Below are 14,047 nucleotides of genomic sequence, written 5' to 3'. Positions count from 1 at the left end.
AAACTTGAGAAGCAAACGGCGTGCCATGCGTGGCGACGTCGGGCTAAAGCAAGCCGCGTTCTGGCCGATACGCGAGCGATGACCCGCGGCTAGGCCGCCTGGCGAGGAGTCCGCATGAGCGGCGCGTGGATGGACAAGGTGGAACAGCAGACCCGGCTGGCCGGGCACAATCGCGTGGCGATGCTGCTGTTCCGTATGGGCGACCAGCAACTGTTCGGCATCAATGTATTCAAGGTGCGCGAAGTCATGCGACGCCCGCCGATGGAGCGCATGCCCGACGCCAACGCACTGTTGGCCGGCAGCTGCGACTACCGTGGCATGACCATCCCGGTGATCGACCTGGCCGTGGCACTGGGTTATCCGTCGTTGCGCGACGAACCGTCGGCGCATCTGATGGTGACCGAGTTCAGTCGCACCGTGCAGGGCTTCCTGGTGGCCGATCCGCAGCGCCTGGTGCATTGCGAGGGTGAGTCGCTGGCGGCGCCGCCGGCGGCGCTGGGCTTTGGCACCAAGGTCAATGCGGTGACGCGGATCGATGGCGCCTTGGTGGCGGTGGTCGACGTGGAGCACGTGCTGGCCAGCCTCAATGCCACCGCCACCGAGCTGTCTGCGCCCATGCAGCGCATGGCGCGCGTGCACGACCTGCAGCCGCGTCGCGTGATGGTGGTGGACGACTCGCTGGTGGCACGCAACCAATTGGTGGGCCTGTTCCGCCAGATGGACGTGGAATGCGTGGTGGCACAGGACGGCCGCGAGGCGCTGCAGCGCCTGGAAGAACTGGCGCAGGCGCCGGACGGTCAGGGCGTGACCCTGGTGGTGTCCGACATCGAGATGCCGCGCATGGATGGCTACGCGCTCACCCGCGCCATTCGCGAAACGCCTTCGCTGCGGCCGTTGAAAGTGGTGCTGCACAGTTCCATCAGCGGTATCTTCAATGAGGCGATGGTGCGCGAAGTGAACGCCGATCGTTTCGTGGCCAAGTTCCAGCCCGACCTGCTGGCGCAGACCGTGCTCGACCTGATGCCGGAGCACTTCGAGAAATTCTGAGATTGCGCCCTCTATGGACGGGAGAGGGCGTTTCGCGCACAGGGTGCGCTTCCACAAAGAGCGGAGTGACGACAGCTTTCGTCGTCCTGTAGGAGCGCACCCTGTGCGCGATCCAAACCCGCTCAGTCCCTGCCTGTTCACCCAGCGCCTGGCGAAAACCGGTCGCGCCCGCTTTTGGCCATCGTCGTTGTGTACCGGATGGGGGCCGAGGCCCGCGTGTTTCGCGCACAGGGTGCGATCTTGCAAGAGGCGCCAAGCGTGGATGTGGCTGATGGTGAGGCCCGGTCCGAAGTGTCGGGAAGCCGCTGCGCGGTGCGTCGAAATTCCGTCGGCGCTTTTTTGGCGCATGCAGCCGAGCCCGCGCAAACCCAGTAACGGCGCCGCTTCCCGCAGTCACGCAGCAGCGTGGCACGCAACTTGCTCAAAGCCTCCCGCGGCCTCCGCCGCAGGAGTGAGTGATGAGTTCGATCAACGACAACCTGTTTGGTCTGCATACGCAGGCGCTGGATACCTGGCAGCGCCGCAGCGAGGTGCTGGCCAGTAACCTTGCCAATGCCGACACGCCGGGCTATCTCGCGCGCGATGTCGACTTCAAGCAGGCGCTGTCGCAGGCCAGTGGCCAGAGCGACAAGCTGCCGATGACGATCACCCAGCAGGGACAGATCGATCCGCAGGCGCAGGCCGCGGAACAGCTGGCGTACCGCGTGCCCAGCCAGCCCACCATGGACGGCAATACCGTCGACACCCAGGTCGAGCAGGCCAACTTCGCCGCCAACGGCGTGCACTACCAGGCCAGCCTTTCCTTCATCACGGCGCAGATCCACATGCTGCGCACGGCCATCACCGGAGGCCAGAGCTGATGTCACTGTTCAAGATCTTCGATGTCGCCGGCTCGGGCATGGCGGCGCAGTCGCTGCGCCTCAATACCGTGGCCAGCAACCTGGCCAACGCCGACAGCGTGTCGGGCACGGCCGAAGGCGCCTATCGCGCCAAGGAGCCGTTGTTCGCCGCCGTCCAGCGTTCGCTCGGCGGCGCCACCAACGCCGACAACGACAGCTCGGTCGGCGTGCAGGTGAAAGGCATCACCGAAAGCCAGGCCGATGTGCAGGCCCGTTATGAACCGGGCAACCCCATGGCCGACGACAACGGCTACGTCTACGGCAGCAACGTCAATCCGATCGACGAGCTGGTCAACATGATTTCCGCGTCGCGCTCGTACCAGAACAACGTCGAGGCGATGAATACCACCAAGCAGCTCATGCTCAAGACCCTCGACCTCGGCAAGTAAGCCGGGAGGAAGCCAACGTGTCCACCATCCCAAGCTATAGCATCACCGGCAACAGCACCGGCACGAGCAGCAGTTCGAGCTCGTCCTCCAGCAGTTCCAGCTCCAGCACGTCCAGCGTGAATTCCGCGTTGTCCAGCACCATGACGCAGGCCGATTTCCTGCAGCTCATGACCGCACAGCTGCAGGCGCAGGACCCCACCAATCCGGTGGACAACTCGCAGTTCGTCTCCCAGATGGCACAGTTCAGCCAGTTGTCGGCGACGCAGCAGCTGGACACCGACCTGCAGACCTTCAGCAGCAACGTCAGCTCCGCGATGCAGACCTCGCAGGTGCTCAACTCGTCGAACCTGGTCAACCGCCAGGTGATGGTGCCCTCGAGCACGGTGAGCTTCGACGGCAGCGACAGCGTCACCGGCGCCGTGAACGTGCCCAGCTCGGGCAGCGTCAGCGTGCAGGTGCTCGATGCCAGCGGCAACGTGGTGCGCACGATGTCGCTGGGCAACCAGAGTGCCGGCCTGTCCCAGTTCACCTGGGATGGCACTGACGACAACGGCAACGCCGTGGCGCAAGGCACCTACACCCTGTCTGCCACCAGCGGCAGCACCTCGCTCAACACCTATGTGGCCGGCACCGTGACGGGCGTGGGCTACGGCGGCAGTTCGCTGGGCACTTACCTGCAGGTCTCCGGCGTGGGCGGTGTATCGCTCGGCCAGGTCGCGCAGATCCTCTGACGCTTCACGCACACCTTCCCACGAGGAAAACACATGGCACTGAATACAGCTCTGAGCGGCATCAATGCAGCCCAGTCCGACCTCAACGTCATCGCCAACAACATCGCCAACGCCAACACCACCGGCTTCAAGGGTTCGCGCGCGGAGTTCTCGGACATCTATGCGGTCACCGGCCTGAACCTCAGCTCGACCGCGGTCGGCAGCGGCACCTACCTGCAGGACGTGGCCCAGCAGTTCACCCAGGGCGACATCACCACCACCAACAACAGCCTGGACCTGGCCATCAGCGGCAACGGCTTCTTCGTGGTGAACGACGGCAGCGGCAACACCTATACCCGCGCCGGTGATTTCCAGCAGGACCAGAACGGCTACGTCACCACCACCAGCGGTGCCAAGCTGCAGGTCTATCCGCCGAACGGCATCGGTGGCTTCGACACCAGCACGCTGACCGACCTGCGCCTGGTGACCAACCAGAGCAACGCGTCGGCCACCACGCAGCTGACCATGACCTCGAACCTGCCGGCCAGCGCCACGGTGCCGACCAACGCGTTCAGCACCTCCGACTCGACCAGCTACAACGCGGCCACCCCGGTGACCGTGTATGACTCGCAGGGCGGTTCGCACCAGGCCACCGTCTACTACGTGAAGACCGGCACGAACACCTGGAACGCCAACCTCTACGTGGACGGCCAGGACGCAGGCACCCAGGCGCTGACCTTCGACTCCAGTGGTGCGTTGTCCTCGCCGACCAATGGCGTGCTGAACTTCAATTCGGTCACGCTGGGCAACGGTTCGTCGCCGCTGACGCTGTCGATGAACGTCACCAACACCACCCAGTACGGCACGGCCTACTCGGCGGGCACCATCACGCAGAACGGTTACGAGGCCGGCACCCTGTCGAGCGTCAACATCGACAGCAACGGCATCGTCACCGCCAACTACTCCAACAACCAGACCGTGCAGCTCGGCCAGGTGGCCATTGCCAACTTCGCCAACACCCAGGGCCTGGCCCAGGTGGGCAACACCAGCTGGTCGGCCACCACCAACTCCGGCCCGGCGGTGATGGGCACGGCGGGCGTGGGCCAGTTCGGCAGCCTGCAGTCGGGTGCGCTGGAGTCGTCCAACACGTCCGACACCACGGCGCAGCTGGTCGACATGATCCAGGCGCAGCGCAACTACCAGGCGAATGCGCAGGTGCTGTCCACCGACAACACCATGACGTCGTCGCTGTTCAACGCGATCTCGCGCTGATAGACCGCCATGGACCGTTCCGTCTACGTAGCGATGACCGGGGCCACGCAGATCATGCGTGCCCAGGATGCGGTGAGCCACAACCTGGCCAACGCTTCCACGGTCGGCTTCAAGAGCGAGCTGTCGGCGTTCCAGAGCGTGCCAGTGCTCGGGCAGGGCACCGGCTCGCGCATCAACGCCGTGGCGCAAGGCATAGGGCAAAGCAACAACCAGGGATCGCCCATCAACACCGGACGTTCGCTCGACGTAGCCGTGCGCGGCGACGGCTGGATCGCCGTGCAGGCACCGGACGGTTCGGAGGCGTACACCCGCGCGGGTGACTTGCAGATGACGGCCGATGGCGGGCTTACCGACGCCGCCGGCAACCCGGTGATGGGCAGTTCCGGGCCCATCACCATTCCGCAGGCCACCTCGATCAGCGTCGGCAACGACGGCACCATCTCCAGCGTGCCGCTGGGGCAGGGGCCCAATTCCGGTACCACCATCGACCGCATCAAGCTGGTCAATCCCGATGTCGCGCAGATGAGCAAGGGCAGCGACGGCTTGATGCACATGGCCGACGGCAGCACGGCGGATACCGACGATACGGTGACGCTGACCTCCGGCCAGCTCGAGGGCAGCAACGTCAATCCTTCGGCCGAGCTGGTGAAGATGATCGCGCTGTCGCGCCAGTACGACATGCAGGTGAAGTCCATCAAGACCTCCGAGGACGACGCCGATTCCGCCATCAAGCTGATGCAGTCCAGCTGATCCGCCCGACCTCTCATGGAGTGACCGATGTTTTCTTCCCTGTGGATTGCCAAGACCGGCCTTGACGCGCAGCAGACGCGCATGGACGTGATTTCCAACAACCTGGCCAACGCCAATACCACCGCGTTCAAGAGTTCGCGCGCGTCGTTCCAGGACCTGATGTACCAGAACAAGGGCCAGCCCGGTGGCCAGACCACCGAACAGACCATGTCGCCGTCGGGCCTGATGCTCGGCACCGGCGTGAAGGTCGTGGCCAACGAGAAGCTGTTTACCGAAGGCAGCATCACGCAGACCGGCAATTCGCTCGACGTGGCGATCCAGGGGCGCGGCTTCCTGCAGGTGAGCATGCCGGACGGCTCGGTGGCCTACACCCGCGCCGGTTCGCTGCAGACCGACGCGAACGGCCAGCTGGTGACCTCGGATGGATATCCGCTGGATCCCGCCATCACCGTTCCGCAGGGCGTGCAAAGCATCACCATCGGCAGCGACGGCACCGTGTCGGCGACCACCACTTCGGCGGCCACGCCGCAGACGCTGGGCACGCTGCAGCTGGCGGATTTCATCAACCCCGCAGGCCTGCAGCCGATGGGCCAGAACCTGTACGTGGAGACGGCCTCGAGCGGCGCGCCGCAGACCGGTCAGCCGTCGCTCAACGGCATGGGTTCGTTGCTGCAGGGTTCGCTGGAGTCGTCCAACGTCAACGTGGTGGCCGAGATGGTCAACATGATCGAGACGCAGCGCACCTACGAAATGAATTCCAAGGCGATCAGCAGCACCGACCAGATGCTGCAAGACCTGACCGACAAGATGTGAGTACTGCCATGTCGTGCTTCCGCTACCTGTCCCGAACCTCCCTGGTGCTCGCGCTCGCGATGCTGGCCGGTTGCGTCATGCCGGCCAGGCACGACGAACAGCAGTGGGCCGCCACCATGCCGGTGGAACCCACCGCGCCGCCGCCGACGGACGGCTCCATCTACCATGCCGAGCAAGGCATGGAGCTGTTCAACGACGCGCGTGCGCATCGCGTGGGTGACATCCTCACCATCACCCTGGTGGAAAGCACCCAGGCGTCGAAGAAGGCCACCACCAACACCAGCAAGAAGGACTCCAGCACGATCAGTGCGCCGAGCCTGCTGGGCCACACGCTCAAGGTGGGCGGCCAGACAGCGGACAGCAGCCTCAACGGCGACCGCAGCTTCGACGGCAGCGGCGACAGCAGCCAGAGCAACCAGCTCAATGGCTCGATCACGGTCACCGTGGCGCAGCGTCTTTCCAACGGCAACCTGCTGGTGCGTGGCGAGAAGCTGCTCACCATCAACCAGGGCCAAGAACTGATTCGCATCGCCGGCATCGTGCGCCCGCAGGACATCCTGCAGGACAACAGCGTGCCGTCCACGCGCGTGGCCGATGCGCAGATCGCCTATACCGGCAAGGGCGCCTTGGCCGACTCCAACACCCAGGGCTGGCTGTCGCGCTTCTTCAGTTCGAAGTGGATGCCTTACTGATGAACACCTCTTCCTATCCTGTTTCGTGGATGCTTGAACGCGCGGCGCATCGCGTGCTCGGGGTGCTCCGCGGCGTGCTGATCGTGTTGTGCGCCTGCCTGTCGGTGAACCAGCCGGTGCATGCGGACAAGATCCGCGACCTGGCCCAGGTGGCGGGCGTGCGCAGCAACCAGCTGATCGGCTACGGCCTGGTGGTGGGCCTCGATGGCAGCGGCGACCAGACCACGCAGGCGCCGTTCACTACGCAGAGCCTGGAGAACATGCTGGTGCAGTTCGGCATCACGGTGCCGGCCAGCGTGCGTCCACAGCTGAAGAACGCCGCGGCGGTGACGGTGACGGCGCAGTTGCCGCCGTTCGCCAAGCCCGGCCAGAACATCGACATCACGGTGGCCTCCATCGGCAACGCCAAGAGCATCCGTGGTGGCGAACTGCTGATGACGCCGCTGCGCGGTGCCGACGGCAACGTGTACGCCATGGCGCAGGGCAGCGTGGTGGTGGGCGGCGTGAGCGCGCAGGGCAAGAGCGGTTCCAGCGTGCAGGTGAACATCTCCGCCAGCGGCCGCGTGCCCAACGGCGCCACGGTGGAGCGCGCCGTCGCCTCGACGTTCTCCAATGGCGGCGACCTGATGCTCAACCTCAACACTGCCGATTTCACCACGGCCACGCGCATCGCCGATGCGATCAACCGAAGCTATGGCGCGGGTACCGCCAGCGCCGTGGATGGCGGTTCGGTCAGCGTGCGCGGGCCGGTGGACCCGAGCCAGCGCGTGGCGTGGATGGGCGCCATCCAGGGCCTGGAGGTCACGCCTGGCGATGCGCCGGCCCGGGTGGTGGTCAACTCGCGCACCGGCACCGTGGTGATCGGTTCGGAAGTGCGGGTGACGCCCGCTGCGGTCGCGCATGGCTCGATCCAGGTCACCATCACCGAGCAGCCGCAGGTGAGCCAGCCGGGTCCCTTCAGCAAGGGGCAGACCCAGGTGGTGCAGAACAGCGACGTGCAGGTCAGCGAGGACGGCGGCCACATGTTCAAGTTCGGCCCGGGCACCAGCCTGGACACCATCGTACGTGCGGTGAACCAGGTCGGCGCCTCGCCAAGTGACCTGATTTCCATCCTGCAGGCGCTCAAGCAGGCCGGTGCGCTGCACGCGGAACTGGTGGTGATCTGATGGCGATCACGGCCAGCGCTGCCAACAGCCTCAACACCTGGACCGACCTGTCGGGTTTCCAGGCGTTGCGCCAGGGCGCGCAAACCGATGCCAAGGGCGTGTTGCCCGAGGTGGCCAAGCAGTTCGAGTCGATCTTCACCCAGATGATGCTCAAGTCGATGCGCGAGGCGAGCGCCGGCGACGGCCTGTTCGACAGCCAGGCCGGCGACGCCTGGCGCGACATGTTCGACCAGCAGCTTTCCATCGAGCTGTCGCAGCACGGCAACGGCATCGGCATCGCGCAGATGCTGGTGCGCCAGCTCGGCGGCGCCACCACCAACGGTACCGACCAGGGCACGGCCGCGGCGATGAGCGACGACTGGCGCGAACGCCTGAAGTCGGTGTCCGGCGCGGCCCGTTCGGCCGGTGCGCGCGTCATGAAATGGCTGCCCGAGAACGCGCAGGAATTCGTGAGCCAGCTGCTGCCCTACGCGCAGAACGCGGCGCAGAAGCTCGGCGTCTCGGTACGCGCGGTGCTGGCCCAGGCGGCGCTGGAAACCAACTGGGGCCAGCACATGCCCCAGCGCAACAACGGCGATACCAGCAACAACCTGTTCGGCATGAAGGCCGGCGGCAGTTGGGGCGGCGACAAGGTCAGCGTGCCCACGCTGGAATTCGAGGACGGGGTGCCGGTGCGCCGGCGCGCGAATTTCCGTGCCTACGACAACCCCGGCGAGTCTTTCGACGATTACGCGCAGCTGCTGGCGGACAACCCGCGCTATGCAGGTGCGCTCAACCACGGCGAGGACGTGGTCGGCTTCGCCCGCGGCCTCATCAACGGCGGCTATGCCACCGATCCGGACTATGCCCGCAAGCTGGTCTCGATCGCCAACAGCCCGGCCATGCGTGACGCACTCGGCGCCTTGAAGGCCGGTGCGCTCAAGAAAGTCGGCTCCGGGCCGAATCCATCCGAGTGATCTGTTCAGGAATGAACCATGTCTAACCTCCTCAGTATCGGCTCATCGGGCCTCAGTGCCGCCCAGATCGCGCTGAATACGGTCGGCAACAACATCACCAACGTCAACACCACCGGCTACAGCCGCCAGACCGTGGTGCAGACCGAGGCCATCAGCGGCACCGGCACGCGCTACACCACCGGCAGCGGCGTGGACGTGCAGTCGGTGCAGCGCGCTTACAGCAGCTACCTGACCTCGGCCATGTGGACGGCCAACTCCAGCATGCAGTCGGCCTCCACCACCAACGACCTGGCCACAACGCTCAACAACGTGCTGAGCGCGACGAGCCTGCAGAGCTCGATGGACAGCTTCTACAGCGCCTTCAGCACGCTGGCCAACGCCTCCGGCTCGACCTCCAGCCGCCAGGCGCTGCTGGGCAGCGCCAGCTCGCTGGTGACCATGTTCAACACGCTGGGACAGCAACTGCAGTCCCAGCAGAGCCAGGTGAACAGCCAGATCACCAGCACGGTGAACAGCATCAATTCGGTGGCGTCCAACATCGCCAGCCTGAACAGCCAGATCGCGCAGGCCGGCAGCAACGTGCCCAACGACCTGCTGGACCAGCGCGACAACCTGGTGCAGACGCTCTCCGGCTACCTGGGCGTGAGCACTTCGACCCAGCCCGACGGCACGATCAGCATCTATGCCACCAACGGCCAGGCGCTGGTGAGCGGAAGCACTTCCTATGCGCTGTCCAGCGGCAACAATGCCTACGACTCGTCGCAGACCGACGTGTTCGACAGCACCGGCACCGACATCAGCAACAAGGTGAGCGGCGGCACGCTGGGCGCGTTGCTCAATTACCGCACGAACACGCTCCAGCCGGTGCAGAACCAGCTGGGCCAGGTGGCCATCGCGATGGCCAGCGGCGTGAATTCGCAGCAGGCCCAGGGTCTCGACGCCAACGGCAACCAGGGCAGCGCGATGTTCAGCGTGCCGTCGCCGGCCGTGCTGGCCAGCAGCGCCAACAAGGGCAGCGCCACCGTATCGGCAAGCATCAGCGACGTCTCCAAGCTCACCACGTCCGATTACGTGATGACCTATGACGGCAGCAACTGGAACCTGCAGACCACCAGTGGCCAGAGCGTGACCATGACCACCAACCCCGACGGTTCGCTGTCGGCCGATGGTCTCACCATCAGCGTTTCGGGTACGCCGCAGGCCGGCGACAGCTACGAGATCCAGCCGACCCGGCAGGCCGCCTCCGGCCTGGGTGTAAGCATGACCAGCGCGAACGGCATCGCCGCCGCGGCGCTGCTCGGTGCCACTGCCTCGAGCAGCAACACGGGCAGCGGGGCGATCAGCTCGGTGTCGATCACCGATCCGTCCAACAGCGCGCTGACCGGCGCCGCCACGCTGACGTTCCCCACCGCAAGCAGCTATCAGGTGACCGACAGCTCGGGCAACGTGATCTCCAGCGGCAGCTACACCGCCGGCCAGACCATCAGCGCGAACGGCTGGAGCGTGACGCCCAGCGGCACGCCCGCCGCCAACGACAGCTTCAGCATTGGCCTCAACAGCAACGGCCTCAACGACACCAGCAACGCGCTGACCATGTCCGGACTGGCCGACAGCGACGTCCTCAATGGCGGAAGCACGTCGGTGACCGATGCGTTCAGCCAACTGACCACCACCGTCGGCAACGCGGGCAGCCAGGCCTCGACCAACCTCACCACGCAGACCAGCCTGTACAACCAGGCCGTGTCGGCGCAGCAGAGCGTGTCGGGCGTGAACCTCGACGAGGAGGCGGCCGACCTGGTGAAGTACCAGCAGGCCTACCAGGCCTCGGCGCAGGTCATTTCCACTGCCCAAACCATCTTCGCCAGCCTGATCACCGCCATCCAGAGCTAACGCCATGCGCCTTTCCACCAGCTGGATGTACCAGCAGTCGGTCAACAACATGCTCGCCCAGCAGAGCTCGCTCAACAACACCGAGAACCAGGTGTCGAGCGGGCAGCGCATCAACGTCGCCTCGGATGATCCGGCCGGCGCGGGGCAGGTCGTCACGCTCAACCACATCATTGCGCAGAACACGCAGTACACCACCAACATCAATAGCGCGACCACCAGTCTCAACGCCGAGTCGAGCGCGCTGAGCTCGATCAACACGGTGCTGACCACGGCGCGCACGCTGGCACTGCAGGCGATCAACGGCACCATGTCCAGCAGCGACCTGAGCAGCATCGCCAGCCAGCTCAGCCAGATCCGCGACCAGGTGGTGCAGCTGGGCAACAGCACCGACGCCAACGGCAATGCGCTGTTCGCCGGCACCAGCAATACCAAGAGTCCGTTCCAGATCGGTGCCAACGGTACCGTGACCTACCAGGGCAACAGCCAGCAGCAGCACACCTCGGTGGGCTCGGGCCTGCAGATCGCCACCAACGACTCGGGCGCCGGCCTGTTCATGAGCGTCCCGACCGGCAATGGCACCTTCCAGGCAAGCGCCGGCTCGTCCAATACCGGCACCCTGGTGGTGGGCGAAAACAGCGTCACCGATCTGGCCGCATGGAACAGCAGCGCGGCCACCAGTGGCGGCGGCTACACCATCACCTTCGGTGCCAATGGTGCGTGGAGCGCCACCGACGCCAACGGCAACCCGGTGGTGGACAGCAGCGGTAATCCGGTGACCGGTACCTACACCGACGGCGGCACCATCAGCTTCAACGGCATGTCGATCACGATGGACGGCACGCCGTCGTCGGGCGACACCGTCTCGGTGAAGGCCGGTGGCACGCAGGATGTGTTCACCACGCTGACCAACATGATCAACACATTGCAGAGCGGCGGATCGGACACCGACGTGACCAACCAGCTCAACCGCGCGATCGAGTCGCTGGACCAGACGCAGAACTCCATCAGCAATGTGCAGGTTGCCGTGGGCGGACGCCTGGACACGCTGCAGCAGCAGTCGACGACGTATTCGGACCTCAACGTCACCTACCAGACCGCGCTGTCGGATGTGCAGAACGTCGACGCGTACACGGCGATCAGCAACCTGTCGCTGCAGCAGACCGCGCTGCAGGCCTCGCAGCAGCTGTTTGCGCAGGTGAAATCGATGAGCCTGTTCAACTACATCAAGTAAGGCTTTGTGCCCGGACCCGGTCGCGCCCGATGACGGCGTGGCCGGGTTTCTTTTTGTCAGTCTTCCGCAAGTAAAAACGATAAATGAGCATGAATTCGCGAAAACTTGTCGAAATAGCCTCAAGAACTTGCGGAACGGGCCGAAACGCTCCCTGAGGCGGTCGGCATCTCCACGGAGATATCCGCCGGTAAGGACACAGCCAACGACCGGCAACGGTTCTTAAGGAGCAATCCATGTCTCTTGTCATCAACACCAACATCTCGTCGCTGCAGACGCAGAACAACCTGAACAAGTCGCAGAGCGCGCTGTCGCAGGCGACCCAGCGCCTGTCCTCGGGCCTGAAGATCAACAGCTCGGCCGACAACGCCGCCGGCTTCGCGATCTCGCAGCAGTACACCACGCAGATCGGCGGCCTCAAGCAGGCCAGCGCAAACGCCTCGGACGCCATCAATCTGGCGCAGACCGCAGGCTCGGCACTGGACCAGGTGACCGCCAACCTGCAGGCCATCCGTGACCTGGCCGTGCAGTCGGCCAACGGCACCTACACCGACGCCGATCGCGCCTCGATCGACCAGGAAGTGCAGCAGCGCCTGCAGGAAATCACCCGCATCGCGAACCAGACCACGTTCAACGGTTCGAACGTGCTCGACGGTTCGATGAAGACCAAGAGCTTCCAGATCGGCGCCAACGTCGGCCAGACCATCAGCGTGAGCCTGGGCACCAGCGTCAAGGCCAGTGCCATGGGCCAGGTCGCCGAAGTGTCGACCGGCAAGATCACCGTGGGCACGGGCCTGGTGGTGGGCAGCGGCGACCTGACGGTTTCCGATGGCACCGACACGTTCACCGTCGCCGCCGGTTCTTACAAGGACGTGGCCAGCCTGGCCAAGGCCCTCAACTCGGCCGCCGGCAGCGAAGTCGCCACGGTGGACAGCACCACCGGCGCACTGACCCTGGGCACGGGCGTGACGATGGCAGGCCAGGCCGTCACCGATGGCGTGATCAAGGCCGACGGTTCCGACGCCGCGGTGGCTACGGGCGACCTCACCGGCCAGTCGCTGACCATCAATGGCACCAAGATCGACCTGGGCGGCATCAGCAGCCTGCAGGATCTGTCCGACGCCATCAACGCGCAGGGCATCACCGGCGTCAGCGCTGCCGTGAACGCGGCGGGCAACGGCATCAACTTCTACTCCAGCGGCACGCTGACCATCGAGGACAGTGGCACGTCGATCATCACCGACAAGGCCACCGACGCGAACACCAGCAAGACCTACAACAACAAGGACGTCGCCACCACCGGCGGTACCCTGGCCGGCGGCAGCGTCCGCTCGGTGGACAACGCCAACGACCTGATCTCGCGCATCGACGTCGCCCTGAAGACGGTGAGCAACTTCTCGGCGCAGCTGGGCGCGGTGCAGAACCGCTTCCAGTCGACGATCTCGACGGTGCAGGCGCAGACCACCAACCTGCAGTCGTCGCAGTCGACCATCCAGGATGCCGACTTCGCCGGTGAAACGGCCGCACTGAGCAAGGCCCAGGTGCTGCAGCAGGCGGGTATCTCGGTGCTGGCCCAGGCCAACTCCAACCCGCAGCAGGTGCTCAAGCTCTTGCAGTAACTCCCCAGGGGGCCGGGCCACGCCAGCGTGGTTCCGGGCCGAAGGAAAACGCACCGGGCCGCTCGTCGGCCCGGTGTCGTTGCATGGATTTCCTCAAGAAAGACCTGGCGGGGCCGAAAAGTCCCCTGAGGCGACCGTTGCTCCCGAAGGAGGGGCGGGCGCTGGTTTCAACCAGGCCAACAGACCGGCAACGGTCGTGTAGGAGCAATCCATGTCTCTTGTCATCAACACCAACATCTCGTCGCTGCAGACGCAGAACAACCTGAGCAAGTCGCAGAGCGCGCTTTCCCAGGCTACCGAGCGCCTGTCCTCGGGTCTGAAGATCAACAGCTCGGCCGACAACGCGGCCGGCTTCGCCATTTCCCAGCAGTACACCACGCAGATCGGCGGCCTGAACCAGGCCAGCGCGAACGCTTCGGACGCCATCAACCTGGCGCAGACCGCAGGCTCGGCGCTGGACCAGGTCACCGCCAACCTGCAGGCGATCCGCGACCTGGCCGTGCAGGCGGCCAACGGCACCTACACCGACGCCGATCGTTCCTCGATCGACCAGGAAGTGCAGCAGCGCCTGCAGGAAATCACCCGCATCGCGAACCAGACCACGTTCAACGGTTCG

General features: G+C 65.2%; 14 protein-coding genes and 1 pseudogene. 14 read left to right on the top strand and 1 reads right to left on the bottom strand.

Annotation, left to right across the window (positions count from 1 at the left end):
• Positions 1–114 precede the first annotated feature (114 nt).
• The 3 genes from DVU99_RS18210 to flgC all read left to right on the top strand — a co-directional run bounded on the left by DVU99_RS18210 (position 115) and on the right by flgC (position 2,335).
• Positions 115–1,047 (top strand): chemotaxis protein, encoded by a 933-nt coding sequence (locus tag DVU99_RS18210; RefSeq protein WP_114241654.1) that lies wholly within the window; start codon positions 115–117, stop codon positions 1,045–1,047.
• Positions 1,048–1,505: 458 nt separating this feature from the next.
• Positions 1,506–1,907, top strand: coding sequence for a flagellar basal body rod protein FlgB (flgB, locus tag DVU99_RS18205; RefSeq protein ID WP_114241653.1), 402 nt, complete (start codon positions 1,506–1,508; stop codon positions 1,905–1,907).
• Positions 1,907–2,335 carry a flagellar basal body rod protein FlgC gene (flgC, locus tag DVU99_RS18200; protein WP_114241652.1) on the top strand — a complete coding sequence of 143 codons (429 nt, stop codon included), beginning with the start codon at positions 1,907–1,909 and terminating at the stop codon, positions 2,333–2,335. Before flgB ends, flgC begins: the two co-directional genes overlap by 1 nt.
• A gap of 34 nt (positions 2,336–2,369) precedes the next feature.
• Here flgC and DVU99_RS20260 read toward each other — a convergent pair whose 3' ends face one another.
• Entirely contained in the window at positions 2,370–2,504 is a 135-nt protein-coding gene (locus DVU99_RS20260) for a hypothetical protein (protein ID WP_255412924.1), read from the bottom strand.
• Between DVU99_RS20260 and DVU99_RS18195 the strand changes: the two genes are divergently transcribed.
• The 11 genes and pseudogenes from DVU99_RS18195 to DVU99_RS18145 form a co-directional block, all read left to right on the top strand.
• Positions 2,452–3,066: a flagellar hook assembly protein FlgD gene (locus DVU99_RS18195; protein ID WP_232823656.1), complete on the top strand. Its 615-nt coding sequence runs from the start codon at positions 2,452–2,454 to the stop codon at positions 3,064–3,066. The two genes, DVU99_RS20260 and DVU99_RS18195, sit on opposite strands and share 53 nt — an antisense overlap.
• Positions 3,067–3,099: 33 nt before the next feature.
• The gene (flgE, locus tag DVU99_RS18190; RefSeq protein ID WP_114241651.1) at positions 3,100–4,317 is read left to right on the top strand and encodes a flagellar hook protein FlgE; all 1,218 of its coding nucleotides are present in this window, start codon (positions 3,100–3,102) and stop codon (positions 4,315–4,317) included.
• A gap of 9 nt (positions 4,318–4,326) precedes the next feature.
• The gene (gene flgF, locus DVU99_RS18185; protein WP_114241650.1) at positions 4,327–5,067 is read left to right on the top strand and encodes a flagellar basal-body rod protein FlgF; all 741 of its coding nucleotides are present in this window, start codon (positions 4,327–4,329) and stop codon (positions 5,065–5,067) included.
• Between the two features lie 27 nt (positions 5,068–5,094).
• Positions 5,095–5,880 (top strand): flagellar basal-body rod protein FlgG, encoded by a 786-nt coding sequence (gene flgG, locus DVU99_RS18180; RefSeq protein WP_114241649.1) that lies wholly within the window; start codon positions 5,095–5,097, stop codon positions 5,878–5,880.
• 8 nt (positions 5,881–5,888) lie between these two features.
• Positions 5,889–6,572, top strand: coding sequence for a flagellar basal body L-ring protein FlgH (flgH, locus tag DVU99_RS18175; protein ID WP_114241648.1), 684 nt, complete (start codon positions 5,889–5,891; stop codon positions 6,570–6,572).
• A 29-nt stretch (positions 6,573–6,601) separates the two neighbouring features.
• On the top strand, positions 6,602–7,738 hold the full coding sequence (locus DVU99_RS18170; RefSeq protein WP_232823655.1) for a flagellar basal body P-ring protein FlgI: 1,137 nt from the start codon (positions 6,602–6,604) through the stop codon (positions 7,736–7,738).
• Positions 7,738–8,694 (top strand): flagellar assembly peptidoglycan hydrolase FlgJ, encoded by a 957-nt coding sequence (flgJ, locus tag DVU99_RS18165; protein ID WP_114241647.1) that lies wholly within the window; start codon positions 7,738–7,740, stop codon positions 8,692–8,694. The genes DVU99_RS18170 and flgJ overlap by 1 nt, the downstream gene beginning before the upstream one ends.
• Before the next feature lie 18 nt (positions 8,695–8,712).
• Positions 8,713–10,584, top strand: a complete 1,872-nt coding sequence (gene flgK, locus DVU99_RS18160; RefSeq protein ID WP_114241646.1) for a flagellar hook-associated protein FlgK — start codon at positions 8,713–8,715, stop codon at positions 10,582–10,584.
• Between the two features lie 4 nt (positions 10,585–10,588).
• Complete coding sequence (gene flgL / locus DVU99_RS18155; protein ID WP_114241645.1) at positions 10,589–11,815, top strand: flagellar hook-associated protein FlgL; 1,227 nt, start codon at positions 10,589–10,591, stop codon at positions 11,813–11,815.
• A 233-nt stretch (positions 11,816–12,048) separates the two neighbouring features.
• Positions 12,049–13,431, top strand: a complete 1,383-nt coding sequence (locus DVU99_RS18150) for a flagellin (RefSeq protein ID WP_114241644.1) — start codon at positions 12,049–12,051, stop codon at positions 13,429–13,431.
• A gap of 211 nt (positions 13,432–13,642) precedes the next feature.
• A pseudogene (locus tag DVU99_RS18145) lies at positions 13,643–14,047 on the top strand (flagellin/flagellar hook associated protein); the annotation flags it as partial.

The organism is Dyella sp. C9 (assembly GCF_003332825.1).
Lineage (GTDB): Bacteria > Pseudomonadota > Gammaproteobacteria > Xanthomonadales > Rhodanobacteraceae > Dyella.
The sequence above is the reverse complement of the archived record's forward strand: the minus strand, read 5'-3'. Positions and strand labels throughout refer to the sequence as shown.